The sequence below is a fragment of the Streptomyces sp. NBC_01463 genome (assembly GCA_036227345.1).
Lineage (GTDB): Bacteria > Actinomycetota > Actinomycetes > Streptomycetales > Streptomycetaceae > Streptomyces.
This window is the reverse complement of record CP109468.1, coordinates 1,074,178-1,093,323: the sequence shown is the minus strand read 5'-3', so window position 1 is coordinate 1,093,323 and position 19,146 is coordinate 1,074,178. Positions and strand designations below refer to the sequence as shown.

Genomic DNA, 19,146 nt, shown 5'->3' with positions numbered 1-19,146 from the left:
TAGGCTCGACGTGATATAGCGTCAAGAGACAGTTGAGAATTGGTGGTCGTCCGGAGGGCCGTAGGGCGCCGGTGCGTGAGCGGAGGTTCTGTGGAATCGGTGGCGGGAACGGCGCGGGCGCGCAAGCCGGAAGAGGTCAAGTCCGCAGCTCGGGTGCTGGAGGTCCTGGAACTCCTCGGGGCGGAAGGCGCGTTGCTCTCCCTCGCGGAGATGGCCCAGGCCATGGCGGTGCCGAAGAGCAGTCTGCACGCGATTCTGCGGACGATGGAGGCGCACCGCTGGGTGGACGTCGACCCCTCGGGGACGCGCTACAGCCTGGGCCTCAAGGCGCTGTTGACCGGCACCGCCTATCTGGAGGGGGACGACGTCGCGAGCCTCGCGGGACCGGTGCTCGACAGCCTCGCGGAGGAGACGGGTGAGACCGTCCACCTCGGCAGGCTCGACGGCACGGACATCGTCTACCTGGCCAAACGCGAGTCCCGGCACGCCCTTCGCATGCACTCGGCGGTCGGCCGCCGGCTGCCGGCCCACGCCACGGCGCTGGGCAAGGCCGTGCTCTCGCAGTACGACGCCCTGGAGGTCCAGCGCAGGCTCAACTGGCCGCTGGAGCAGCTCACTCCGGACACCGTGACCGACCCGGACGCGCTCGTCGCCCAGCTCGCCGAGGCGCGGCTGCGCGGGTGGGCCAGCGACGACGGCGAGAACTCGGTGGACATCCGCTGCGTGGCCGTCGCACTGGACGCGGCGCACGGCGGCGGCGACGCGATCTCCTGCTCCGCGCCCCGCAGCAGGATGGACGATGTGCGGATGGCGGAGATCGCCCGGACCGTCACCGACGCGGCCCATTCGCTGCGGACCCTGATCAAGAGACTCGGGCAGCACTGAGGGGCGCTCGCACCGGATTCATCAGCTCCGTTGACAAACGTGTTCGGCCCTCCGTACGTTCGGATGGCTGTACATCATTCGGCTATCTGCATGCGGGAGTTCGCATGGCCCCGTCCGATGCCCGTACCGGCACCCTCCTCGCCCCGGCCCCCTGGGCCGACGGGCGGGGGGACCGGATCCGCATCACGGCCGTCCGCACCTTTCTGACGGCCCCTCACGGCTGCCCCCACCTCATCGTCCGTGTCGAGACCAGCGATCCCGGACTCTACGGCCTCGGCTGCGCCAGCGATCCGCAGCGTACCCTCGCGGTCCGCTCGGTCCTCGACGACTACCTCGCCCCCCTGCTCATCGGCCGCGACCCGGACGACATCGAGGACATCCACCGGCTGCTGCTCAACAGCGCCTACTGGAGGGGTGGTTCGGTCACGGGAAACGCCCTGGGCGGGATCGACGTCGCACTCTGGGACCTCAAGGCGAAACGGCTCGGGGCGCCACTGCACTCCCTGCTCGGCGGCCGGGTCCGCACCTTCGCCGAGGCCTACACGCACGTCGACGGCGCCGACGCGCACGAGATCGCCGACAAGGTGACGGCGGCCCGCGAGCGCGGCTACCGGCACGTCCGCATCCAGGCGGCCGTCCCCGGATCGGACACCTACGGAGCCGCCGGCGCCGCCTCGTCCGACCGCACCGTCCCGTGGAACTCCGCCGCCTACCTGAAGACCGTGCCGGACGTGCTCACCCGGGTGCGTGAACGCGTCGGTGACGAGGTGGAGCTGCTCCACGACGTCCATGAGCGGCTCGATCCGCGACAGGCCAGGGATTTCCTGCGGCGGATCGAGGGCGCCGCGCTCTACTTCGTCGAGGACCTGCTCGCACCCGAGGACGCCGGGCACTTCCGCCGGCTGCACGCGAGCAGCCCGGTGCCGCTCGCCGTCGGCGAACTCTTCCACGACACGCGCCAGTTCATGGAGGTGCTGGAGGGTCCTTCCATCGACTTCGCCCGCATCCGGGTCCCCACCCTCGGCGGCCTCACCCCCGCCCGCAAGCTGGCCGCCGTCTGTGAACTGCGCGGCGTGCGCCTCGCTCCGCACGGGCCCGCCGACGTCAGCCCGGTCGCCCAGGCCGCGACCCTCGCCCTGGACATCAGCAGCCACGCCTTCGGCGTCCAGGAGGCGGCGGTCTTCAAGCCGGCCGTCCACGAGGTCTTCCCGGGCACCGTCGTGGCGCACGACGGCGGGCTCGTACCGAACGAAGCACCCGGGCACGGCGTCGACTTCGACGAGGCGGCGGCGCGCCGGTACCCGGTTCCGGAGCCGGGTGTGCACGACCGGTGGGCCCTGCTGCGCCACACCGACGGGAGTGTGGGCCGGCCCTGACCGAGGGGACCCGGCACCGCGAGGGGCGGCCACCCGGCCGCCCCTTTTCCGTGCGGAATGGTCAAGTGAATTACTTTCCGAAATGAGCCCATGGTGTTTATTTAATTGCCTGACAAAGCCTCTTCCGCAGGTCAGGACCAGGCATAGGAATGTCAGGGGAGTAAGCGTTGACTTGATAACACACATGGTTTTACATGGCTGTTACGCCTGGACAGGGAGGGCAGTCATGCATGACCGGTGGACCGCCGAAGAGGACCGCATTTCCCGCTTCCTCGACGGAATCCTGCGCCCCGCACTGCACCCGCAGCGGATTCCCCTCGATATCGGCGCATGGCAGGCGCCGGGGGAGCCCGTTCCCGTACGGATCGCGCTGCGGGCCGGCTACGCACCCTTTCTGGCCGGCGACGACTGGGGCCGGCCCTGGTCCACCACCTGGTTCCGGCTCGAGGCCCGGGTGCCCGAACGCTGGGCCGGGCGACGTGTCGAGGCGCTCGTCGACCTCGGCTCCGGCGACCCCGCCGCAGGGCCCGCCCGTCCGGCCGAGGCGCTGGTCCACGACGCGTCCGGCATCCCGCTCCAGGGACTGCACGGCGGGGGAGAGCCCGTCACCATCAGCGCGGCGGCGGACGGCGGAGAGCGCATACGCCTGCTCGTCGAGGCCGCCGCCACCCCGTTCGTGGACACCCGCCACGGCCCCGCGGCCCGGTTCGGGAACCCGGCCACCGCCGGCGGCGAACCGCTGTACCGCTTCCGGGCCGCCGACCTCGCCGTACGCGACGAGGGCGTCTGGCAGCTCATCCACGACATCGAGACCCTCGGCCGGCTCATGCGCGAACTCCCCGCGGCCGAGCCGCGCCGGCACCGCATCCGTACCGCCCTCGTCCGGGCCGCCGACGCCGTCGACCCCCAGGACATCGCGGGCACCGTGCACCGGGCCCGTACGCTCCTCGCCCCCGAACTGGCCCGCAGGGCCCATGAGTCGGCGCAGCCGGTGATCGCCTTCGGGCACGCCCGCGTCGACACCGGCCGGCTCCCGGTGCATGAGTCGATACGCCGGGCCTCACGGGCCTTCGCCACCGCGGTCAGCCTCGCCGAGGAGTATCCGGAGCTGGTCTTCGCCGCCTCGTCGGCCCAGCACTACGCCTGGATGCGCGACCATCAGCCGCACATCTTCGAACGGATACGCAAGGCGGTCGCCGACGGCAACTGGGCGCCGGTCGGCGGCATGTGGGTCGAGGCCGACCCGGGCGTCCCGGGCGGCGAGTCACTGGTCCGGCAGTTCGTCCACGGACACCGCTTCTTCCGCGACGAGTTCGCCGTGGACACCGACGGCGTCTGGCTGCCCGCCGCGCCGGAGCTGAACGGGGCGCTTCCGCAACTCGCGGCCCTCGCCGGGGCCCGCTGGCTCCTCGCCCCGGCAGCGGCGGGGAAGACACCGGCCGAAGGGATCGCCGTCCCGCCCGGCGCCGCGTTCCATTGGGAGGGCATCGACGGGACCCGCATCCCGTGCCGCCTCGCCCCCGCGGACCCGGACGGCACCGGGCCGGCCGCTCTCGGACCCGCCATCGGATCGGCCGCCGCGTCGGCCGTCGAGGCCGGACCCGAGGCTCCCGCGCTGCTGCCCCTCGGCGCGTCCGGGGCGGGCGGGGCGGTCCCCACCCGGGAGCTGCTTGAGGCGGTCCGCAGGCTCCACGACCTCGAAGGATCACCGCGCGTCACCATGGGCCGTCCCGCGGATGCCTTCAAGTACCTCGTCGGCGGCGACAGCAGCGACGGCACCGCAATGGACGACGGATCCCTCCCGGCGCACCGAGGAGAGCTCCGCCTCGCGGCCCACCACGGCACCTACTCCGCGCAGGCCCGCACCAAGCGCGGCAACCGCCGGGCGGAGGCGCTGCTGCGCGAGGCCGAACTGTGGTCGGTGACAGCGGCCGTCCACGGCGGTGTGCCCTATCCGTACCAGGAGATCGACACCCTCTGGAAGCGGGTCCTGCTCCACCAGGCGCAGGACGTCGCCGCCGGGACGGGCATCTCCTGGGTCCACCAGGAGACCGAGCTGGAGCACCGCGACATCCACCGCCGGCTGGAGGCCCTGATCCGTCGCGTCAACGGACCCGCCGACGGACCGGCGGTGCTCAACGCGGCCCCGTACGACCGCCGCGAAGTGGTCGTCGTCGACGCCGACCCCCTGATCCCGCACGGCCAGGACCTGGCCGACGGGCGCCGGGCGCATCTCGCCGAGGCACCCGCACTCGGGACCGGCCGGGCGGGGCTGCCGCTCGACGGCACCCCACCGGTCACCGTCCGGCGCACGCCGGACGGCGGATACCTCCTGGCCAACGGGCTGACATCGGTCCGCGTCGACGCCCGTGGCCTGGTCGGCTCCGTGTGCGATCTGGCCACCGGCCGCGACGCCATCGCCCCCGGCCGCCTCGGCAACCTCCTCCGGCTCCGGCCGGACGGCCCGGCCGGCCGGCCTCCCGGGCCCGGCCGCGCCGGCCGGGACCTCACCGAGGCGCTGAGCGTACGGCTCACCGACGAGGGCCCGCTGATGGTGCGGCTCCGGGTGGAACGGACCACGGGGCGCTCCACCGTCGTACAGGAACTGTCCCTGGCGGCCGGCGGTCACGCCCTCGCGATCGACACCGCCATCGACTGGCGGGAGCGGGACAGTGCGCTTCAGTCGCTGTGGCCCCTCGACGTCCACGCGGAACACGTCCTGGGAGACATCGCGTTCGGACTCGCCGGGCATGCCACCGACGTAGCCGCCGCGCACCGGACCCATCGCTGGCTGCACATCGGCGAGCACCGCTGGGGCGTAGCCCTCGCCTCGGACACCGGCCACGGATACGACGTCGTACGGCGGACGCGCGACGACGGCGGCTCCACCACCACCCTCCGGCTCACCCTGCTCGGCGCCGGGCAGGGCCGGGACCCGCACGCCGACCGGGGGCCGCAGCTCTTCCGCCACACGCTCAGGCCGGGCGCGGACCCCGGCGACGCGATCACCGAGGGATACCGCCTCGATCTGCCGCTCAGGCCCGGCCGGTCCGCCCGCCCGCTGCTCGCCGTCGATCACCCCGATGTCGTCGTCGAAGCGGTCAAACTGGCGGACGACCACTCCGGCGATGTCGTCGTGCGGCTCTACGAGGCGCGCGGCGGACGCGCCCGCACCACGCTCACCGCGGGATTCGCCCTGGCATCCGTGTGCGAGACGGACCTCCTGGAGCGGCCGCTCGCCGGACACCCCCATCACGACGGCGACGTCACCGTGTGCCTGCGCCCCTTCCAGATCCTCACCCTGCGCCTGGCCGTCGGAGGTACCGGTGCCTGACCTCGAACCCGAAACCCGGGCCGTGCTGCGCCGCTGGGAGAGCAGCAGCGGCCCCCTCGCCATCCGCGCGCGGGTCGTCCTGCTCGTGGCCGGCGGGCTGCGGGACGCCGAGATATCGCGGCGGCTCGGGGTGTCGAGGCAGACCGTGGGCACCTGGCGCCACCGCTGGCAGACCTCGGGGCTGGACGGTCTGGAGCAACGGCCGCGGACCGGAAGACCGGTCACGGTGGACGAGGGGGAGGTCGTCAGCCGCGCACTCCTCGCGCCCGGATCCAGTGGCGCCACCCGTGCCGTGGCCCGCGAACTCGGCCTGTCGCACGCCACCGTGGCCGCCGTCCGCCGCCGCTGGCGGCTGAACCCGGACGAGTCCCCGGCACCCCAGGTGCCGACGCGCCCGCCCCTGCCCTGCGCCGAGGTGTGGGTGATGGGGCTGTACGTCGACCCGCTGCGGGCGGTCCTGCTCATCGGGACCAGGCCGCCCGCCGCCGCGGCGGTCGCGGACACCCCGATCGGCCAGGACGTGCTGGACGGACTGGACCGGGCGCTGGTCGCCGCACACGACGCCCCGGCACCGTCGCTCACCACGTCACCGGACGCCGACGCCTCCGGACGGGACCTGGCCGGCTACCTCGCCGCGGCCGCAGAGAGCCATCCGGACATCGCCCTGCACGCGGTGATGCTCTGGGACCGGGAGGAGGCGCCGCCCGCGGCCGGTCCGCACGGCGGGTCCGTGACCTGGCACCGGCCGCCGGCCCGCTCCAGCTGGCGCAGCTTCGTGGGCGCGATGGCCGCACTCGACTCGACCCGGCACCCGGAGTCGTCCCGGCGCGTCTACCTCGACCTGGTCGCGGCCCTGGAGCGGTACGGCCGGCCCGCGCCGGTCAGCTGGCTGCGCGAGACGGTCGCGGGACGCCTGCGGGGCGAGCCCGCCGCTCACGGCCCCGCACAGCCCGCGCAGTCGGCGAGCGGCGTCAACCAGATCGATCTCGGTTCGTTCAACGAGTGCGTGGTCATCGAGGCCGTACGGCTCGCGGGGACCATCACCCGCGGGGAGATCGCCCACCGCACCGGCCTGACCCAGCAGTCCGTCTCCCGCATCGCCCGCTCCCTGCTCGACCGCGGCATCCTCATCGAGGACGCCCAGCGCCGCGGCACGTCCGGCAAACCGCGCACCCCCGTCCGGCTGCGCGGAAGCGCGGCGCACGCGCTGGGCATGCACATCGACCCCGAGGTGATCACCGCGGTCGTCATCGACCTCGACGGAGCGATCGTCTGCACCCGCAGCCGGCCCGTCGCCCCGGACACCGAGCCCGGCGAGTTCGTCGAGCAGGTGGCGGAGCTGGGCCGCAGGACGCTGGAACAGGCACAGGGGGCGGTGCGCGACGACGGCTTCCTGGGCGTGGGGGTCGCGGTTCCGGGCCCCGTGGACATCGCCTCGGGCACGGTCCTCGCGCCGCCCCTGATGTCCGCCTGGCACGACCTGCCCCTGCAGTACCTCCTCCAGGAACGGTTCCCCTGTCCGGTCATCATCGAGAAGGACTCCACCGCGGCAGCCGCGGGGGAGCGCTGGACCGGCCGGGACCGCAGGGCCAGGGACTTCGCGTACATCTACCTCGGTACGGGAGTCGGCACCGGTCTCTATCTCAACGGTGACCTCTACCGGGGAGTCAGCGCGAACGCGGGTGAGTTCGGGCAGCTCTGCGCGATCGCGCTCGGCCGGGTCGACGCGGAGGGCCGGCCGGAGATCCTGCCCGAGTGCAACCCGCCGTTCTCGGTGCCGGATCTCGCGGTGCGCGGCGGCCTGGACCGGGAGAACCCCGGCTACCGCACGGTCGCGGCCGCGGCGGCGGCCGGTGACCCGGCCGCGACCGCGGCCGTCCGGGCGGTGGCCAGGGCCGTGGGGCAGGGCGCGCTCGGCCTCGTCGACCTGCTGGACATCGACCTGCTGGTGCTCGGCGGCCCGTTCTTCACGGACGACGTCGCGGGCTTCTACCTGGAGGAGATCAGCCGCATGGTCAACGACTTCCCCACCGCCCGGCGGCTGCGCAGGGTCGAGGTCGAACCGTCCGTGCTGAGCGCCGAGGCGGCGGCCGTGGGCGCCGCCTCGACCATCTTCCACGCCACCTTCACCCCGCGGCTGCGCGGACGGGAGGGCCAGTAGTGGACACCCGCGCGCAGCCACGGGGGACCGTGGCGGAGGACGGATCAGACCCGCGGCGGCGTGGGCCGGGTGGCCGTCAGGGCGATCTCCTTCTTCAGCATCCGGCCGCCGTCGCCGGTCAGCCTCAGGTAGTAGTCGGACGAGCAGCTGGTGCCGTCCTCGTCGAGGGCCCAGATGCCGGAGCCGGCGGGCACCTGGGCGGCACTCTCGGCGGTCTTGGCGATCTGGTTGCCCTCGTTGTACTCGTCGAACATCGAGATGTAGATGCCCTGCGCGCCGACCCGCACCATGTTGTAGAACTGCCGCCACATGAAGTCGCCGTGCGCCCGGTGCCGTTCCTGGAGGTCACCCGGCATGACACACGGCTGGTAGTCGATGCCGTGGGCGTCGCAGTCCGCCTGGTCGGGTGTGTTCACGTTGGCGAAGAACTCGTCGGACTGCGCTGCGCTGCCGATGCGCCCCACCATCCACGGGGAGAGCATGTCGAACGCGTGGTAGACGTCGGAGAACCCGGGCCTGGAGTCCCCCTCGCCCTTGCGCCAGTGGGTCGGGACGCCACCGATCACGTAACAGCCCTGGTTCTTGAACCAGTTGACGACATCCAGGCAGGGGGCGGGTTCGAAGGGCCGCTGGTTGTCGTTGAAGCCGAAGCCCCAGATGCACACGACCGGCTTGCCGTTCTGGACCGCGTACGCGCCGGAGGCGGTGTGCGCCCGCATCTTCGACGTCCAGTCCTCCTTGATCTGCGACTGCATCGACGTCCAGTCGCTGACGTCGTACATGATGTAGAACTTCCGGCCGGTGGCCTCCGCCGCCTGGCGCACCTTCTGCGCCATGACGTCGCGGGTGGGGCCCTCGGAGCCGTACGGGTTGAAGCGCTGGAGCGCGGCCGTGTCGATGCCGTGGTCGCGCATCCAGGCGAAGTGGGTGTCCACGGACTGCTGGTCGTACGACGAGAACAGGGCCGCGGGCGCTCCGCCGCCGAGGCCGGGGAAGTCCGTCGGGTAGGTGCGGGAGTACTCCCGCACGTCCGGCCAGGACTTGATGCCCTTGTTCGTGGGCGAGGGCGCGTTCTGCGAGTTGGGGGCCCAGTGCCACCAGGCGTCGATCGGCGCTCCGTCGCCCTTGCACGCGAACCAGCCCTGGTAGCCGACGGTGATCTTCCCGACGACGTCGCCGGGTCCGCTCGCCGAGACCCGCGGGGCCGAGGGGGAGGTGCCGTAGGCGGCACGGCCTCCGGCGATGATGCCCGCGCCGGCGGTGGTGGCGAGTGCGGACCGGATGAGGGCACGTCTGGAGAGGGCCATGGGGGGACTCCTTCTGAGTGGGGTCTGCCTGAGTGCGCCGGGGCGCGTGTGGGGGTGTGCGGCAGGGGCCCGCTCAGCTCCAACGGGCCCGTGCCGCAACGTAGTCGGGCTCTCCGTCGCCGCGCAAGAGGTGATATGTCAGGCTATTTACTTTCCGGAAGCTGCCGATGGCTACGGTCCGTTCCGCCGTGACGGCGGGACGCGAGTGACGGCCGGCCCTATTCGTATGGCCCCTTGACGAATTGGTTCGGCGCTTCGTAGGTTCGAGTGGCTGTTCGCCGCGACACCACCCGTGCAGAGGAATCCACCTGCGACGGTCACCCGCCCGGCCGGCTCTCCGGCCCACGGCTCGGCGCGGCCTCCGCCCCCACCTCGATCATCATCCGACGTCCGATCGCCGCGCCCTGCCGCGTGGCGTCGATAGGAGTGTGCAAGACCCTTGAGCACCGACACCCGAAGGGCGCTCGTCGTCCGTGGTGGCTGGGACGGGCACCAGCCCGTCACGATCACCGACCTGTTCCTCCCGTTCCTCAAGGAGGAGGGCTTCGCCGTCGAGACCGCCGAGGACCTCGCGGTCTACGAGGACGCCGAACTCCTCGCCGCCACCGACCTGGTGGTGCAGTGCTGGACCATGGGAACCATCACCCGCGAGCAGACCGCGGGACTGTCCGCCGCGGTCCGGGCCGGCACCGGACTCGCCGGATGGCACGGCGGCATCGTCGACGCCTTCCGCGGCGACCTCGACTACCAGATGCTGACCGGCGGCCAGTTCGTCATGCACCCGCCCGGCTACCACGACCACACCGTGCGCCTGCTCCCGGAGCAGGCGAGCCACCCGGTCATCAGCGGCCTCCAGGACTTCACCGTCCACACCGAGCAGTACTGGATGTCCACCGACCCGCTCGTCGACGTCCTGGCCACCACGACCTTCCCGGCCGGCGAGACCCACGACCGCCCGGCCGTGATGCCCGCCGTCTGGACCCGGACCTGCGGCCGGGGCCGTGTCTTCGTCTCGACGATCGGCCACAAGCCGGACGACTTCGACGTGCCGGAAGTACGCACACTCACCGAGAGGGGACTGCTGTGGGCGAGCCGTTGAGGATCGGCATGGTCGGCGCGGGCAAGATCAGCGGCGCCTACCTCTCGACACTGGCACGACTGCCCGGCGTACGCCTGACGGCCGTCACCGACCTCGACCGCGGCCGCGCCGAGGCGGCCGCCGCCGAAGCCGGCGGAGAGGTGGCCGTGGTGGAGGACGTGGCCGGCCTGGTGGCGCGGGACGACGTGGACGCGGTCCTCAACCTCACCGTGCCCGCCGTCCACGCCGAGGTCGCCCTGGCCGCGCTGCGGGCAGGCAAGCACGTCTACGGCGAGAAGCCGCTCGCCGCTGACCGCAAGGAGGCCGGCACCGTGCTGGCGGCGGCGCGCGAACACGGACTGCGGGTGGGCTGCGCACCCGACACCGTCCTCGGCACCGGCACCCAGACCGCGCGCAGGGCCGTCGACGACGGACTCATCGGCACCCCGGTCGCCGCCACCGCGTTCATGACGACCGCGGGCCACGAGGCCTGGCACCCGGACCCCGAGTTCTACTACCGGCCCGGCGGCGGTCCCCTGCTCGACATGGGTCCCTACTACCTGTCCGCGCTGGTCCATCTGCTCGGCCCGGTCGTCCGGGTGACCGGAGCCTCCTCGCGGCCGCGCGCGGAACGCGAGATCGGCAGCGGCCCGCGTGCCGGACAGCGCTTCCCGGTCGAGGTGGACACCCATGTCACCGGCATCCTGGAACACGCCGGCGGCGCCCTGTCCACGCTCGTGATGAGCTTCGACGTCCGTGCCGCACGGCTGCCGCGGATCGAGGTGCACGGCACCGCGGCCTCCCTCTCGGTGCCCGACCCGAACGGCTTCGACGGCCCTGTCGAGATCCACCGGGGCGGCGGATGGGAGACGCTGCCCGTATCGGCCGGATACCCGGACGGCGGACGCGGCACCGGCCTCGCCGACCTCGCCGACGCCCTGGCGGCCGGGCGGCCGCACCGGGCCTCCGCGGAACTCGCCGCCCACGTCCTGGACATCATGCTCACGCTCATGGACGCGGCGGACCGGGGGACGGCGCTCCCCGTGACGAGCACCTGCGAGCGCCCGGCCCCCGTGGAGTCCGCCGGCGACTGATCCGGCCGGCAGCCCGCTGCCCCGCGCCCCCCACCACGGCCTCACCACGCATGTCTGCAGCTAACAGGAGACTGTCCTCATGCACGATGACCGCACACTGGTCGAACATCGTCTGGAGCGCGTCCTCAGGGAGCGCATCCGCCCCGCGATCCACCCCAGGACCATCCCGCTCGACGTGGAGATCTGGTCCACCACGGGGGAGCCGGTCTCCGTGGCGGAGGGGATCGCGGCCCCCACCCGTCCCATCGCCGCGGGCACGCCGTGGGGCGCGCCCTGGGGGACGAGCTGGTTCAGGGTCGGCGGCACGGTGCCCGAGGAGTGGGCCGGACTCACCGTCGAGGCCGTGCTCGACCTCGGATTCTCCCCACGCACCCCGGGATTCCAGTGCGAAGGGCTCGTCCACCGGCCCGACGGCACCCCGGTCAAGGGACTCCACCCCCGCAACTCCTACGTCCCCGTCGCCTCCCCGGCCGTCGGCGGCGAGCAGATCCACTGGCACGTCGAAGCGGCCTCCAACCCCGATCTCGAAGCCGGCGGGGTGCCGTTCCAGCCCACACTCATGGGCGACCGGCTGACCGCGGGCGACGCCCCGCAGTACGTGCTCGGCCGGATGGAACTGGCCGTACGCGACGAGGCGGTGTGGAACCTCGTCATGGACCTGGAGGTCCTGGGCGAACTCATGGCGGAACTCCCGCTCGACGGCGCACGCCGCTGGGAGATCCTGCGCGCCGTCAGCAACGCCCTGGACGCCGTCGACCTCCAGGACGTCAACGCCACGGCGGCGGCCGCCCGGCAGGAACTGGCCGCGGTGCTCGCCGCCCCCGCCCTGCCGACGGCCCACCGCATCAGCGCCGTCGGCCACGCCCACATCGACTCGGCCTGGCTGTGGCCCCTGCGCGAGACCGTGCGGAAGGTGGCCCGCACCGCCTCCAACATGACGGCCCTGCTGGAGGAGGAGCCCGACTTCGTCTTCACGATGTCCCAGGCCCAGCAGTTCGCCTGGATCAAGGAGCACCGCCCCGAGGTGTACGCCCGGGTGAAGAAGGCCGTCGCGGAGGGCAGGTTCGTACCCGCCGGAGGCATGTGGGTGGAGTCCGACACCAACATGCCGGGCTCCGAGGCCATGTCCCGGCAGTTCGTGCACGGCAAGCGCTTCTTCCTCGACGAGTTCGGCGTCGAGAACGACGAGGCGTGGCTCCCCGACACGTTCGGCTTCGCGGCGGGTCTGCCGCAGATCATCAAGGCGGCCGGCTCCAAGTGGCTGCTCACCCAGAAGATCTCGTGGAACCGCACCAACAAGTTCCCGCACCACACCTTCGACTGGGAGGGCATCGACGGAACCCGGATCTTCACCCACTTCCCGCCCGTCGACAGCTACAACTGCGAAATGTCGGGCCGTCAGATAGCCCACGCCGCACGGAACTTCAAGGAGAAGGGGGTCGCCACCCGCTCCCTCGCGCCGACAGGCTTCGGCGACGGCGGCGGCGGCACGACGCGGGAGATGGTCGCCAAGGCGGCCCGGATGCGCAGCCTGGACGGATCGGCGATCGTCGAGTGGGAGGAGCCGGCCGCCTTCTTCGCGAAGGCCGAGGCCGAATACCCCGACCCGCCCGTCTGGGTCGGCGAGTTGTACCTCGAACTGCACCGCGCCACGTTCACCAGCCAGGCGCAGACGAAGCAGGGCAACCGGCGCAGCGAGCACCTCCTCGTGGAGGCCGAACTGTGGGCGGCCACGGCGGCCGTACGGACCGGCGCCCCGTACCCGTACGAGCAACTGGACCGGATCTGGAAGACGGTGCTGCTGCACCAGTTCCACGACATCCTGCCCGGCTCCTCGACCTCGTGGGTCCACCGGGAGGCACGGGCCACCTACGCACGCGTCGCCGAGGAGCTCGGCGCGGTCATCGCCGCCGCGCAGCGCGCGCTCGCCGGAGTCGGACCGGCCACCACGGAACTCGTGTTCAACGCGGCCCCGCACACCCGCGGCGGAGTCCCGGCCGGTGGCGCGTCCGGCGCGTCCGCCCACGACCGGCCGGTCATCCCCACCGCACGCGAGGGCGGCGGCCACGTCCTCGACAACGGGCTCCTGCGGGTCGAGATCGACGCGAGGGGACTGGTGGTCTCCGCCTACGACATCGCCGCGGGCCGGGAGACGATCGCGCCGGATCAGGCGGCCAACCTGCTCCAGCTCCACCCGGACTTCCCCAACCAGTGGGACGCGTGGGACGTCGACGCCTTCTACCGGAATGTCGGCAGCGACCTCACCGACGTCGCCGAACTGACCGCCGACGCGGACGGGGTGCGGGTGGTCCGCGTCTTCGGCGACTCCCGGGTCACCCAGCTCCTGTCGCTTCCGGCCGACGTCAGACGGCTCGACATCGACACCGAGGTGGACTGGCACGAGACGGAGAAGTTCCTGAAGCTGGCCTTCCCGCTGGACGTGAAGGCCGACCGGTACGCCTCCGAGACGCAGTTCGGCCACGCCTACCGGCCCACCCACCAGAACACCAGCTGGGAGTGGGCCAAGTTCGAGGCCTGCAACCACCGCTTCGTCCACTTCGACGAGCCGGGCTGGGGCGTGGCCCTCGTCAACGACTCCACCTACGGGCACGACGTCAGCCGTTCGGTGCGCACCGCGGACGAGGGCACCACGACGACCGTGCGGGCCTCCCTGCTGCGCGCCCCGCGCTACCCCGACCCGGAGACCGACCAGGGCGTCCACCGCTTCCGGCACGCGCTGGTGCCGGGCGCGACGATCGGTGACGCGGTGCGCGAGGGATTCCGGGTGAACGTGCCCGAACGGCGGGTGACCGGTTCCGCCGAGGTGGCCCCGCTGGTGACCGTTGACAACGATGCCGTGGTGGTGAGCGCCGTGAAGCTGGCGGACGACCGCAGCGGCGACCTCGTCGTCCGGGTCTACGAGGCGAACGGAGGACGCGCCCGCGCCACGGTCACGGCGGACGCCTTCGCCGCCGGACGGGCCGCCGTGACGGATCTGCTGGAGCGCCCGATCGCCGACGCCGGGCCACCGGACACCGCGGGGGACGGGGTGGTCCTGTCCCTCCGGCCCTTCCAGATGGTGACGTTGCGCCTGCCGCGCGCCTGACCCCCGCGGCCGGCCGCCGCTTCCGGCCCACCCTCCGTGTCCCCGCCCGGACGGCGCACCTCCCCTCAGGAAGGACCCTCACCGTGCACGACGAACGCCGGATCATCGAGCAGCGGATCCGCACGCTGCTCGATCGCGTCGTCCGCCCCGCCCTGTACACCTCCGCCCTCCCGCTCACCCTGTCCGCCTGGCACGTCGACGGCGAGCCCGTGCCCGTCGCCGACGCCCTGACCGCCGTGTACGAACCGTTCACGGCCGGCGGGACCTGGGGCGGCCCCTGGTCGACGACCTGGCTGCGGGCCACCGCGCGGATTCCCGCCGCCTGGGCGGGCCGCCGTGTCGAGGCCGTCTTCGACCTCGGCTTCGACCTCGACCGGGGGCCGGGCGGCCAGGCCGAGGGGCTGGTTCACGACGCCCACGGCTCGCCCCTGCAGGGGCTGCACCCGTACCACCGCAGTGTGCTGCTGACCGATGCGGCCACGGCGGACTCGCCCGTCGACCTGCTGATCGAACTGGCCGCCAACCCGCCGATCGTCGGCAGCGCCGGCCTCCACACCCATCACGGCTCCTTGGAGACCGCGGGCGACGACCCCCTCTACCGCCTCGAACAGGCGGAGATCGCGGTCCGCGAGGACGACGTCTGGCACCTCATCCATGACATCGAGGTGCTGGACGAGCTCATGCACGAGCTCCCCGAGGGGTCCTCGCGCCGCCACGAGATCCTGCACGCCCTGCGCCGCGCGGCCGCCGCCGTCGACCCCGACGACGTGCCGCGCTCCGCGGCAGCGGCCCGCAGCCGGCTCGCCGGTGTGCTGTCCCGGCCCGCGCACGCCTCCGCGCACACCCTGAGCGCCGTCGGCCACGCCCACATCGACTCCGCCTGGCTCTGGCCGGTCCGCGAGACCGTACGCAAGTGCGCCCGCACCTTCACCAACATGACCACGATGGCCCGGGAGTACCCCGAGCTGGTCTTCGCCTGTTCCTCCGCCCAGCAGTACGCGTGGATGAAGGAGCAGCGGCCGGAGATCTTCGCCCGGATGCGGAAGGCGGCCGCCGACGGCACCTGGGTTCCGGTCGGCGGCATGTGGGTGGAGGCGGACGGCAATCTGCCCGGCGGTGAGGCGCTGGCCCGTCAGCTCGTCATGGGGCGGCGGTTCTTCGCCGAGGAGTTCGGGACCGAGCAGGACGGCGTCTGGCTGCCCGACTCCTTCGGCTACACCGCCGCCTATCCGCAGCTCGCCAGGCTGGCAGGCGCCAAGTGGTTCCTCACCCAGAAGCTCTCCTGGAACGAGACCAACAAGCTCCCGCACCACACCTTCGACTGGGAGGGCATCGACGGAACCCGGATCTTCACCCACTTCCCGCCCGTCGACACGTACAACGCCTCGCTCAGCGCGAGCGAGAACGCCCACGCCGAGGCCAACTTCGCGGACAAGGGTGTGGCGAGGCGCTCCCTCGTCCCGTTCGGCTACGGCGACGGCGGCGGCGGGCCCACCCGCACCATGCTGGAGAAGGCGCGCCGGCTCCGCGACCTCGAAGGGTCACCCAAGGTCGAGATCGTCGCCCCCGGCCGGTTCTTCGCCGAGGCCCGCGCCGAGCAGGACCGGCCGCCCGTGTGGCGCGGCGAGCTCTACCTGGAGAACCACCGGGGTACGTACACCAGCCAGGCCCGCACCAAGCGCGGCAACCGGCGCAGCGAGGCCCTGCTGCGGGAGGCCGAGCTCTGGGCCGCGACGGCATCGGTCCTGGCCGGCGCGCCCTACCCGTACGAGCGGCTGGAAGCGGTGTGGCGGCGGGTGCTGCTCAACCAGTTCCACGACATCCTGCCCGGGTCCTCCATCGCCTGGGTGCACCAGCAGGCCGAGCGGGAGTACCGGGAGATCCGCGCCGAGCTGGAAGCGATGACCGGGGCCGCCGCCGGGCATCTGCCGGGCGGCCCCGCCCTGCTCAACGCCGGTCCCTACGCCCGCCGCGAGGTCGCCGTCGTCGCAGGCGGCACCGGGCTGCCGCACGCCCAGCAGCTCTCCGACGGCAGGGAGGCGGTCCTCGCCGACGTGCCCGCGCTCGCCACCGGCGGCACGCTCGGCCGTCCCCGCCAGGCCGTCACCGCACGCGCCGACGACGGCGGATACGTCCTGGACAACGGCCTGCTGACCGTGGTCGTGGACAGCCGGGGGCTGGTCACCTCGGTGTACGACCGCACCGCCCGGCGCGAGGCGATCGCGCCCGGCGCCGCGGGCAACCTGCTCCAGATCCATCCCGACGACCCCAACCTGTGGTCCGCCTGGAACATCGACCGGTACTACCGCGACACCGTGCACGACCTCGACGAGGCCGACTCGGTGACCCTGACGGACGCGGGCCCGCTGCTCGCCTCCGTACGCGTCGAGCGCACCCACCGCGCCACCACGATCGTCCAGCACCTCGAACTGACCGCGGAGAGCCGTCAGCTGACCGTCCGCACCGACATCGACTGGCAGGAGCGCGACGCCGTGCTCAAGGCGGCCTGGCCGCTCGACGTGCACGCGGAACGGGAGAGCGCCGAGATCCAGTTCGGCCATGTGCAGCGGCCCACCCACGAGAACACCAGCTGGGACGCCGCCCGCTTCGAACTGTGGGCCCACCGCTGGGTGCACGTCGGCGAACGGCACTGGGGCGCCGCCCTGCTCAACGACTCCACCTACGGCCACGACATCGGCCGCGACACCCGCGAGGAGGACGGCGGCACCACCACGACCGTCCGGCTCTCGCTGCTGCGGGCCCCGCACAGCCCCGACCCGCAGGCGGACCGGGGGCGCCACGCGTTCAGCTACGCCCTGCTCACCGGCGCCGGTGTCGAGGAGGCCATCGCGGGCGGGTACGCGCTCAACCTGCCCCTGCGTCCCGCTCCGGCCGAGGCCCGCGCGCTGGTCACCCTCGACACGACGGATGTCGTCGTGGAGTCGGTCAAGCTCGCCGACGACCGCAGCGGAGACGTGATCGTGCGGCTGTACGAGGCCTGTGGGGGAGCGGTCACGGCACGGCTGACGGCGGGCTTCCCCGTCGCCGGGATCGCCGACTGCGACCTGCTCGAAGAACCGGACCAGGAGCTGATGCCACCGGCCGAGCCGGGTTCGGGCCCGCCCGGCCCGTCGTCGGCGGAGCTGCGGATGCGCCCCTTCCAGATCCGCACCCTGCGCCTGCGCCCGGCAGGACCGGGCGCAGGTCCCTCTCAGGAGCGTCGGCTCAACCGCAGTGGTGCGTAGACCGCCAGGGCCACCAGGAACGCCACACCGTAGGCGAGGTCGGCCCCGTGCAGCGCCGTGGCCACCGGGCCCACGTACAGGCTGGTGTTCATGAACGGCACCGCGGCCGCGAAGGCGACGGCGAACGCGGTGAGCGCCGGCCACCACGGTTGCGGGCGGGAGCTCTCGGCGGCCAGATCGACCGGCGCGCCACCGCGGGCCCTCGACCGGACGATCCAGTCGACGGCGACGATCGCGACGAAGCCGGGGATCCAGTAGCCGACGAGCAGCAGCACGTTCTGGAACCGGGCCGTGGTGTCGGCCGCGTGCATCCACAGCACCAGCGGGAATCCGAGCGCGGCGGCGAGTGCCGCCGCGACGGGGCGCGGCAGGCGGACCCCCATGGTCTGCAGCGCCAGCGATCCGCTGTAGTCGTTCATGGCGTTGCTGCACAGCGCGGCGAGCGCCACCGCGAGCAGCCCGAACCCGCCGAGGGCGCCGCCGCCCAGCAGGGTGTCGATGCCGTGCGCGGTCTGGTCGGTGAAGACGGACGCACCCCACAGCCCGAGGGTCTGGACCGCGACGAACGAGGCGCTGATGCCGAGCAGCGTGCCCCAGAACATCCGCGGCCGGGACGCGGTGGCCGGCAGATAGCGGCTGAAGTCACTGGCGTACGGCGCCCAGGACACGGCGAGGCTCAGTGCGATGGTGCAGGTCAGGACGAAGGCACCGGCCCGGTCGGCGCCGTGCACCGAGCCGGTCGAGGCGGGGTGCACACCGTCCAGGAGCTTCGTGGCGAGCACCAGGAAGGCGGCGGCCAGCGCGAACGTCATGACGGTCTGGAGCCGGTGGATCACCTCGTACCCCAGGACGCCGAGCGCCCCCTGCGCTGCCATCATGACCAGCACGCCGAGCCAGAACGGCCAGCCGCACAACTGGGCCAGCGCGTCCCCGCCGAACAGACCGATCAGCGCGTCCCAGGCGATGGACGACAGCCACTGCAGGGCGCCGGGGACGACGACGCCCCGCCCGAACGCCAGCCGTGCGAGCGGGAGTTGCCCGGCACCGGTCCGGCTGCCCCAGGTGCCCAGGTACGCGGTGGGCACGGCGCCCACCAGCGTGCCGAGCACGACGGCGGCGAGCGCCGTCGCGAAGTCCAGGCCCAGCGCGATGCCGACCGTGCCGGTGAAGACCCCGGTCATGGTCAGGTTGGGGGCGAACCAGACGGTGAACAGCCGGCCGGGCCCGCCGTAGCGGCGGTCCTCGGGCACGGGGGCTATGCCGTGCGCCTCGACGCGCAGATCGCCGGGGGCGGTGGGCATGCGCCCGCCGAAAGCGGGCCGGGCTTCCACCGCTGCGCGCTCGTCCTGGGCATACGGCAATGACATGAGACATCCCTCCGCCAGTGCTAACTGGTTCAGGTTCGACGGGTGTGTTCTCAGCCCCTTGTGGGGCACCCCGTGTCCGGTTCGGCGGTCAGGATAGCCGGACCCGCGCACCTGCCCGTGCGGCGGGGTCGCCGGCGAGGGCCGGAACGGCAGCGCGCGGCGGAACCCGCGCCGCCGCGTCCGCCGCGGCCCG

10 protein-coding genes and 1 riboswitch are annotated in these 19,146 nt (G+C 72.8%); of the genes, 8 read left to right on the top strand and 2 right to left on the bottom strand.

Translation table 11 applies throughout. The features are described from left to right. The first annotated feature begins 75 nt into the window (after positions 1-75). From OG521_04720 to OG521_04705, 4 genes are all read left to right on the top strand, one after another. The gene (locus OG521_04720) at positions 76-885 is read left to right on the top strand and encodes an IclR family transcriptional regulator (protein ID WUW20128.1); all 810 of its coding nucleotides are present in this window, start codon (positions 76-78) and stop codon (positions 883-885) included. 104 nt (positions 886-989) lie between these two features. After that, on the top strand, positions 990-2,261 hold the full coding sequence (locus OG521_04715) for a mandelate racemase (protein WUW20127.1): 1,272 nt from the start codon (positions 990-992) through the stop codon (positions 2,259-2,261). 226 nt (positions 2,262-2,487) lie between these two features. Further along, a complete protein-coding gene (locus tag OG521_04710; GenBank protein ID WUW20126.1) occupies positions 2,488-5,595 on the top strand; it encodes a glycosyl hydrolase-related protein in 3,108 nt (1,035 codons plus the stop codon). Beyond that, entirely contained in the window at positions 5,588-7,756 is a 2,169-nt protein-coding gene (locus tag OG521_04705; protein WUW20125.1) for an ROK family protein, read from the top strand. Before OG521_04710 ends, OG521_04705 begins: the two co-directional genes overlap by 8 nt. A 44-nt stretch (positions 7,757-7,800) precedes the next feature. On the opposite strand, the gene OG521_04700 is transcribed toward OG521_04705, so the two are convergent. Then, positions 7,801-9,063: a glycoside hydrolase family 71/99-like protein gene (locus tag OG521_04700; protein ID WUW20124.1), complete on the bottom strand. Its 1,263-nt coding sequence runs from the start codon at positions 9,061-9,063 to the stop codon at positions 7,801-7,803. 439 nt (positions 9,064-9,502) lie between these two features. Here OG521_04700 and OG521_04695 point away from each other — a divergent pair, with 439 nt between their 5' ends. The 4 genes from OG521_04695 to OG521_04680 all read left to right on the top strand — a co-directional run bounded on the left by OG521_04695 (position 9,503) and on the right by OG521_04680 (position 17,586). After that, the gene (locus OG521_04695) at positions 9,503-10,162 is read left to right on the top strand and encodes a ThuA domain-containing protein (GenBank protein ID WUW20123.1); all 660 of its coding nucleotides are present in this window, start codon (positions 9,503-9,505) and stop codon (positions 10,160-10,162) included. After that, the gene (locus OG521_04690) at positions 10,147-11,235 is read left to right on the top strand and encodes a Gfo/Idh/MocA family oxidoreductase (GenBank protein ID WUW20122.1); all 1,089 of its coding nucleotides are present in this window, start codon (positions 10,147-10,149) and stop codon (positions 11,233-11,235) included. The genes OG521_04695 and OG521_04690 overlap by 16 nt, the downstream gene beginning before the upstream one ends. 79 nt (positions 11,236-11,314) lie before the next feature. Then, on the top strand, positions 11,315-14,341 hold the full coding sequence (locus OG521_04685; GenBank protein WUW20121.1) for a glycosyl hydrolase-related protein: 3,027 nt from the start codon (positions 11,315-11,317) through the stop codon (positions 14,339-14,341). 83 nt (positions 14,342-14,424) lie between these two features. Beyond that, the gene (locus OG521_04680) at positions 14,425-17,586 is read left to right on the top strand and encodes a glycosyl hydrolase-related protein (GenBank protein WUW20120.1); all 3,162 of its coding nucleotides are present in this window, start codon (positions 14,425-14,427) and stop codon (positions 17,584-17,586) included. Here the strand turns inward: OG521_04680 and OG521_04675 are convergent. Then, the gene (locus OG521_04675) at positions 17,553-18,953 is read right to left on the bottom strand and encodes a cytosine permease (GenBank protein ID WUW20119.1); all 1,401 of its coding nucleotides are present in this window, start codon (positions 18,951-18,953) and stop codon (positions 17,553-17,555) included. The genes OG521_04680 and OG521_04675 overlap by 34 nt on opposite strands. Next, a riboswitch (TPP riboswitch) is annotated at positions 18,943-19,036 on the bottom strand. Its footprint overlaps the gene before it by 11 nt. Positions 19,037-19,146 lie beyond the last annotated feature (110 nt).

Excerpts from the sequence above, each read along its gene's own strand:
- OG521_04715 (WUW20127.1), top strand. The coding sequence starts at position 990 with ATGGCCCCGTCCGATGCCCGTACCGGCACCCTCCTCGCCCCGGCCCCC.
- OG521_04710 (WUW20126.1), top strand. The coding sequence starts at position 2,488 with ATGCATGACCGGTGGACCGCCGAAGAGGACCGCATTTCCCGCTTCCTC.
- OG521_04700 (WUW20124.1), bottom strand. The coding sequence starts at position 9,063 with ATGGCCCTCTCCAGACGTGCCCTCATCCGGTCCGCACTCGCCACCACC.
- OG521_04685 (WUW20121.1), top strand. The coding sequence starts at position 11,315 with ATGCACGATGACCGCACACTGGTCGAACATCGTCTGGAGCGCGTCCTC.
- OG521_04675 (WUW20119.1), bottom strand. The coding sequence starts at position 18,953 with ATGTCATTGCCGTATGCCCAGGACGAGCGCGCAGCGGTGGAAGCCCGG.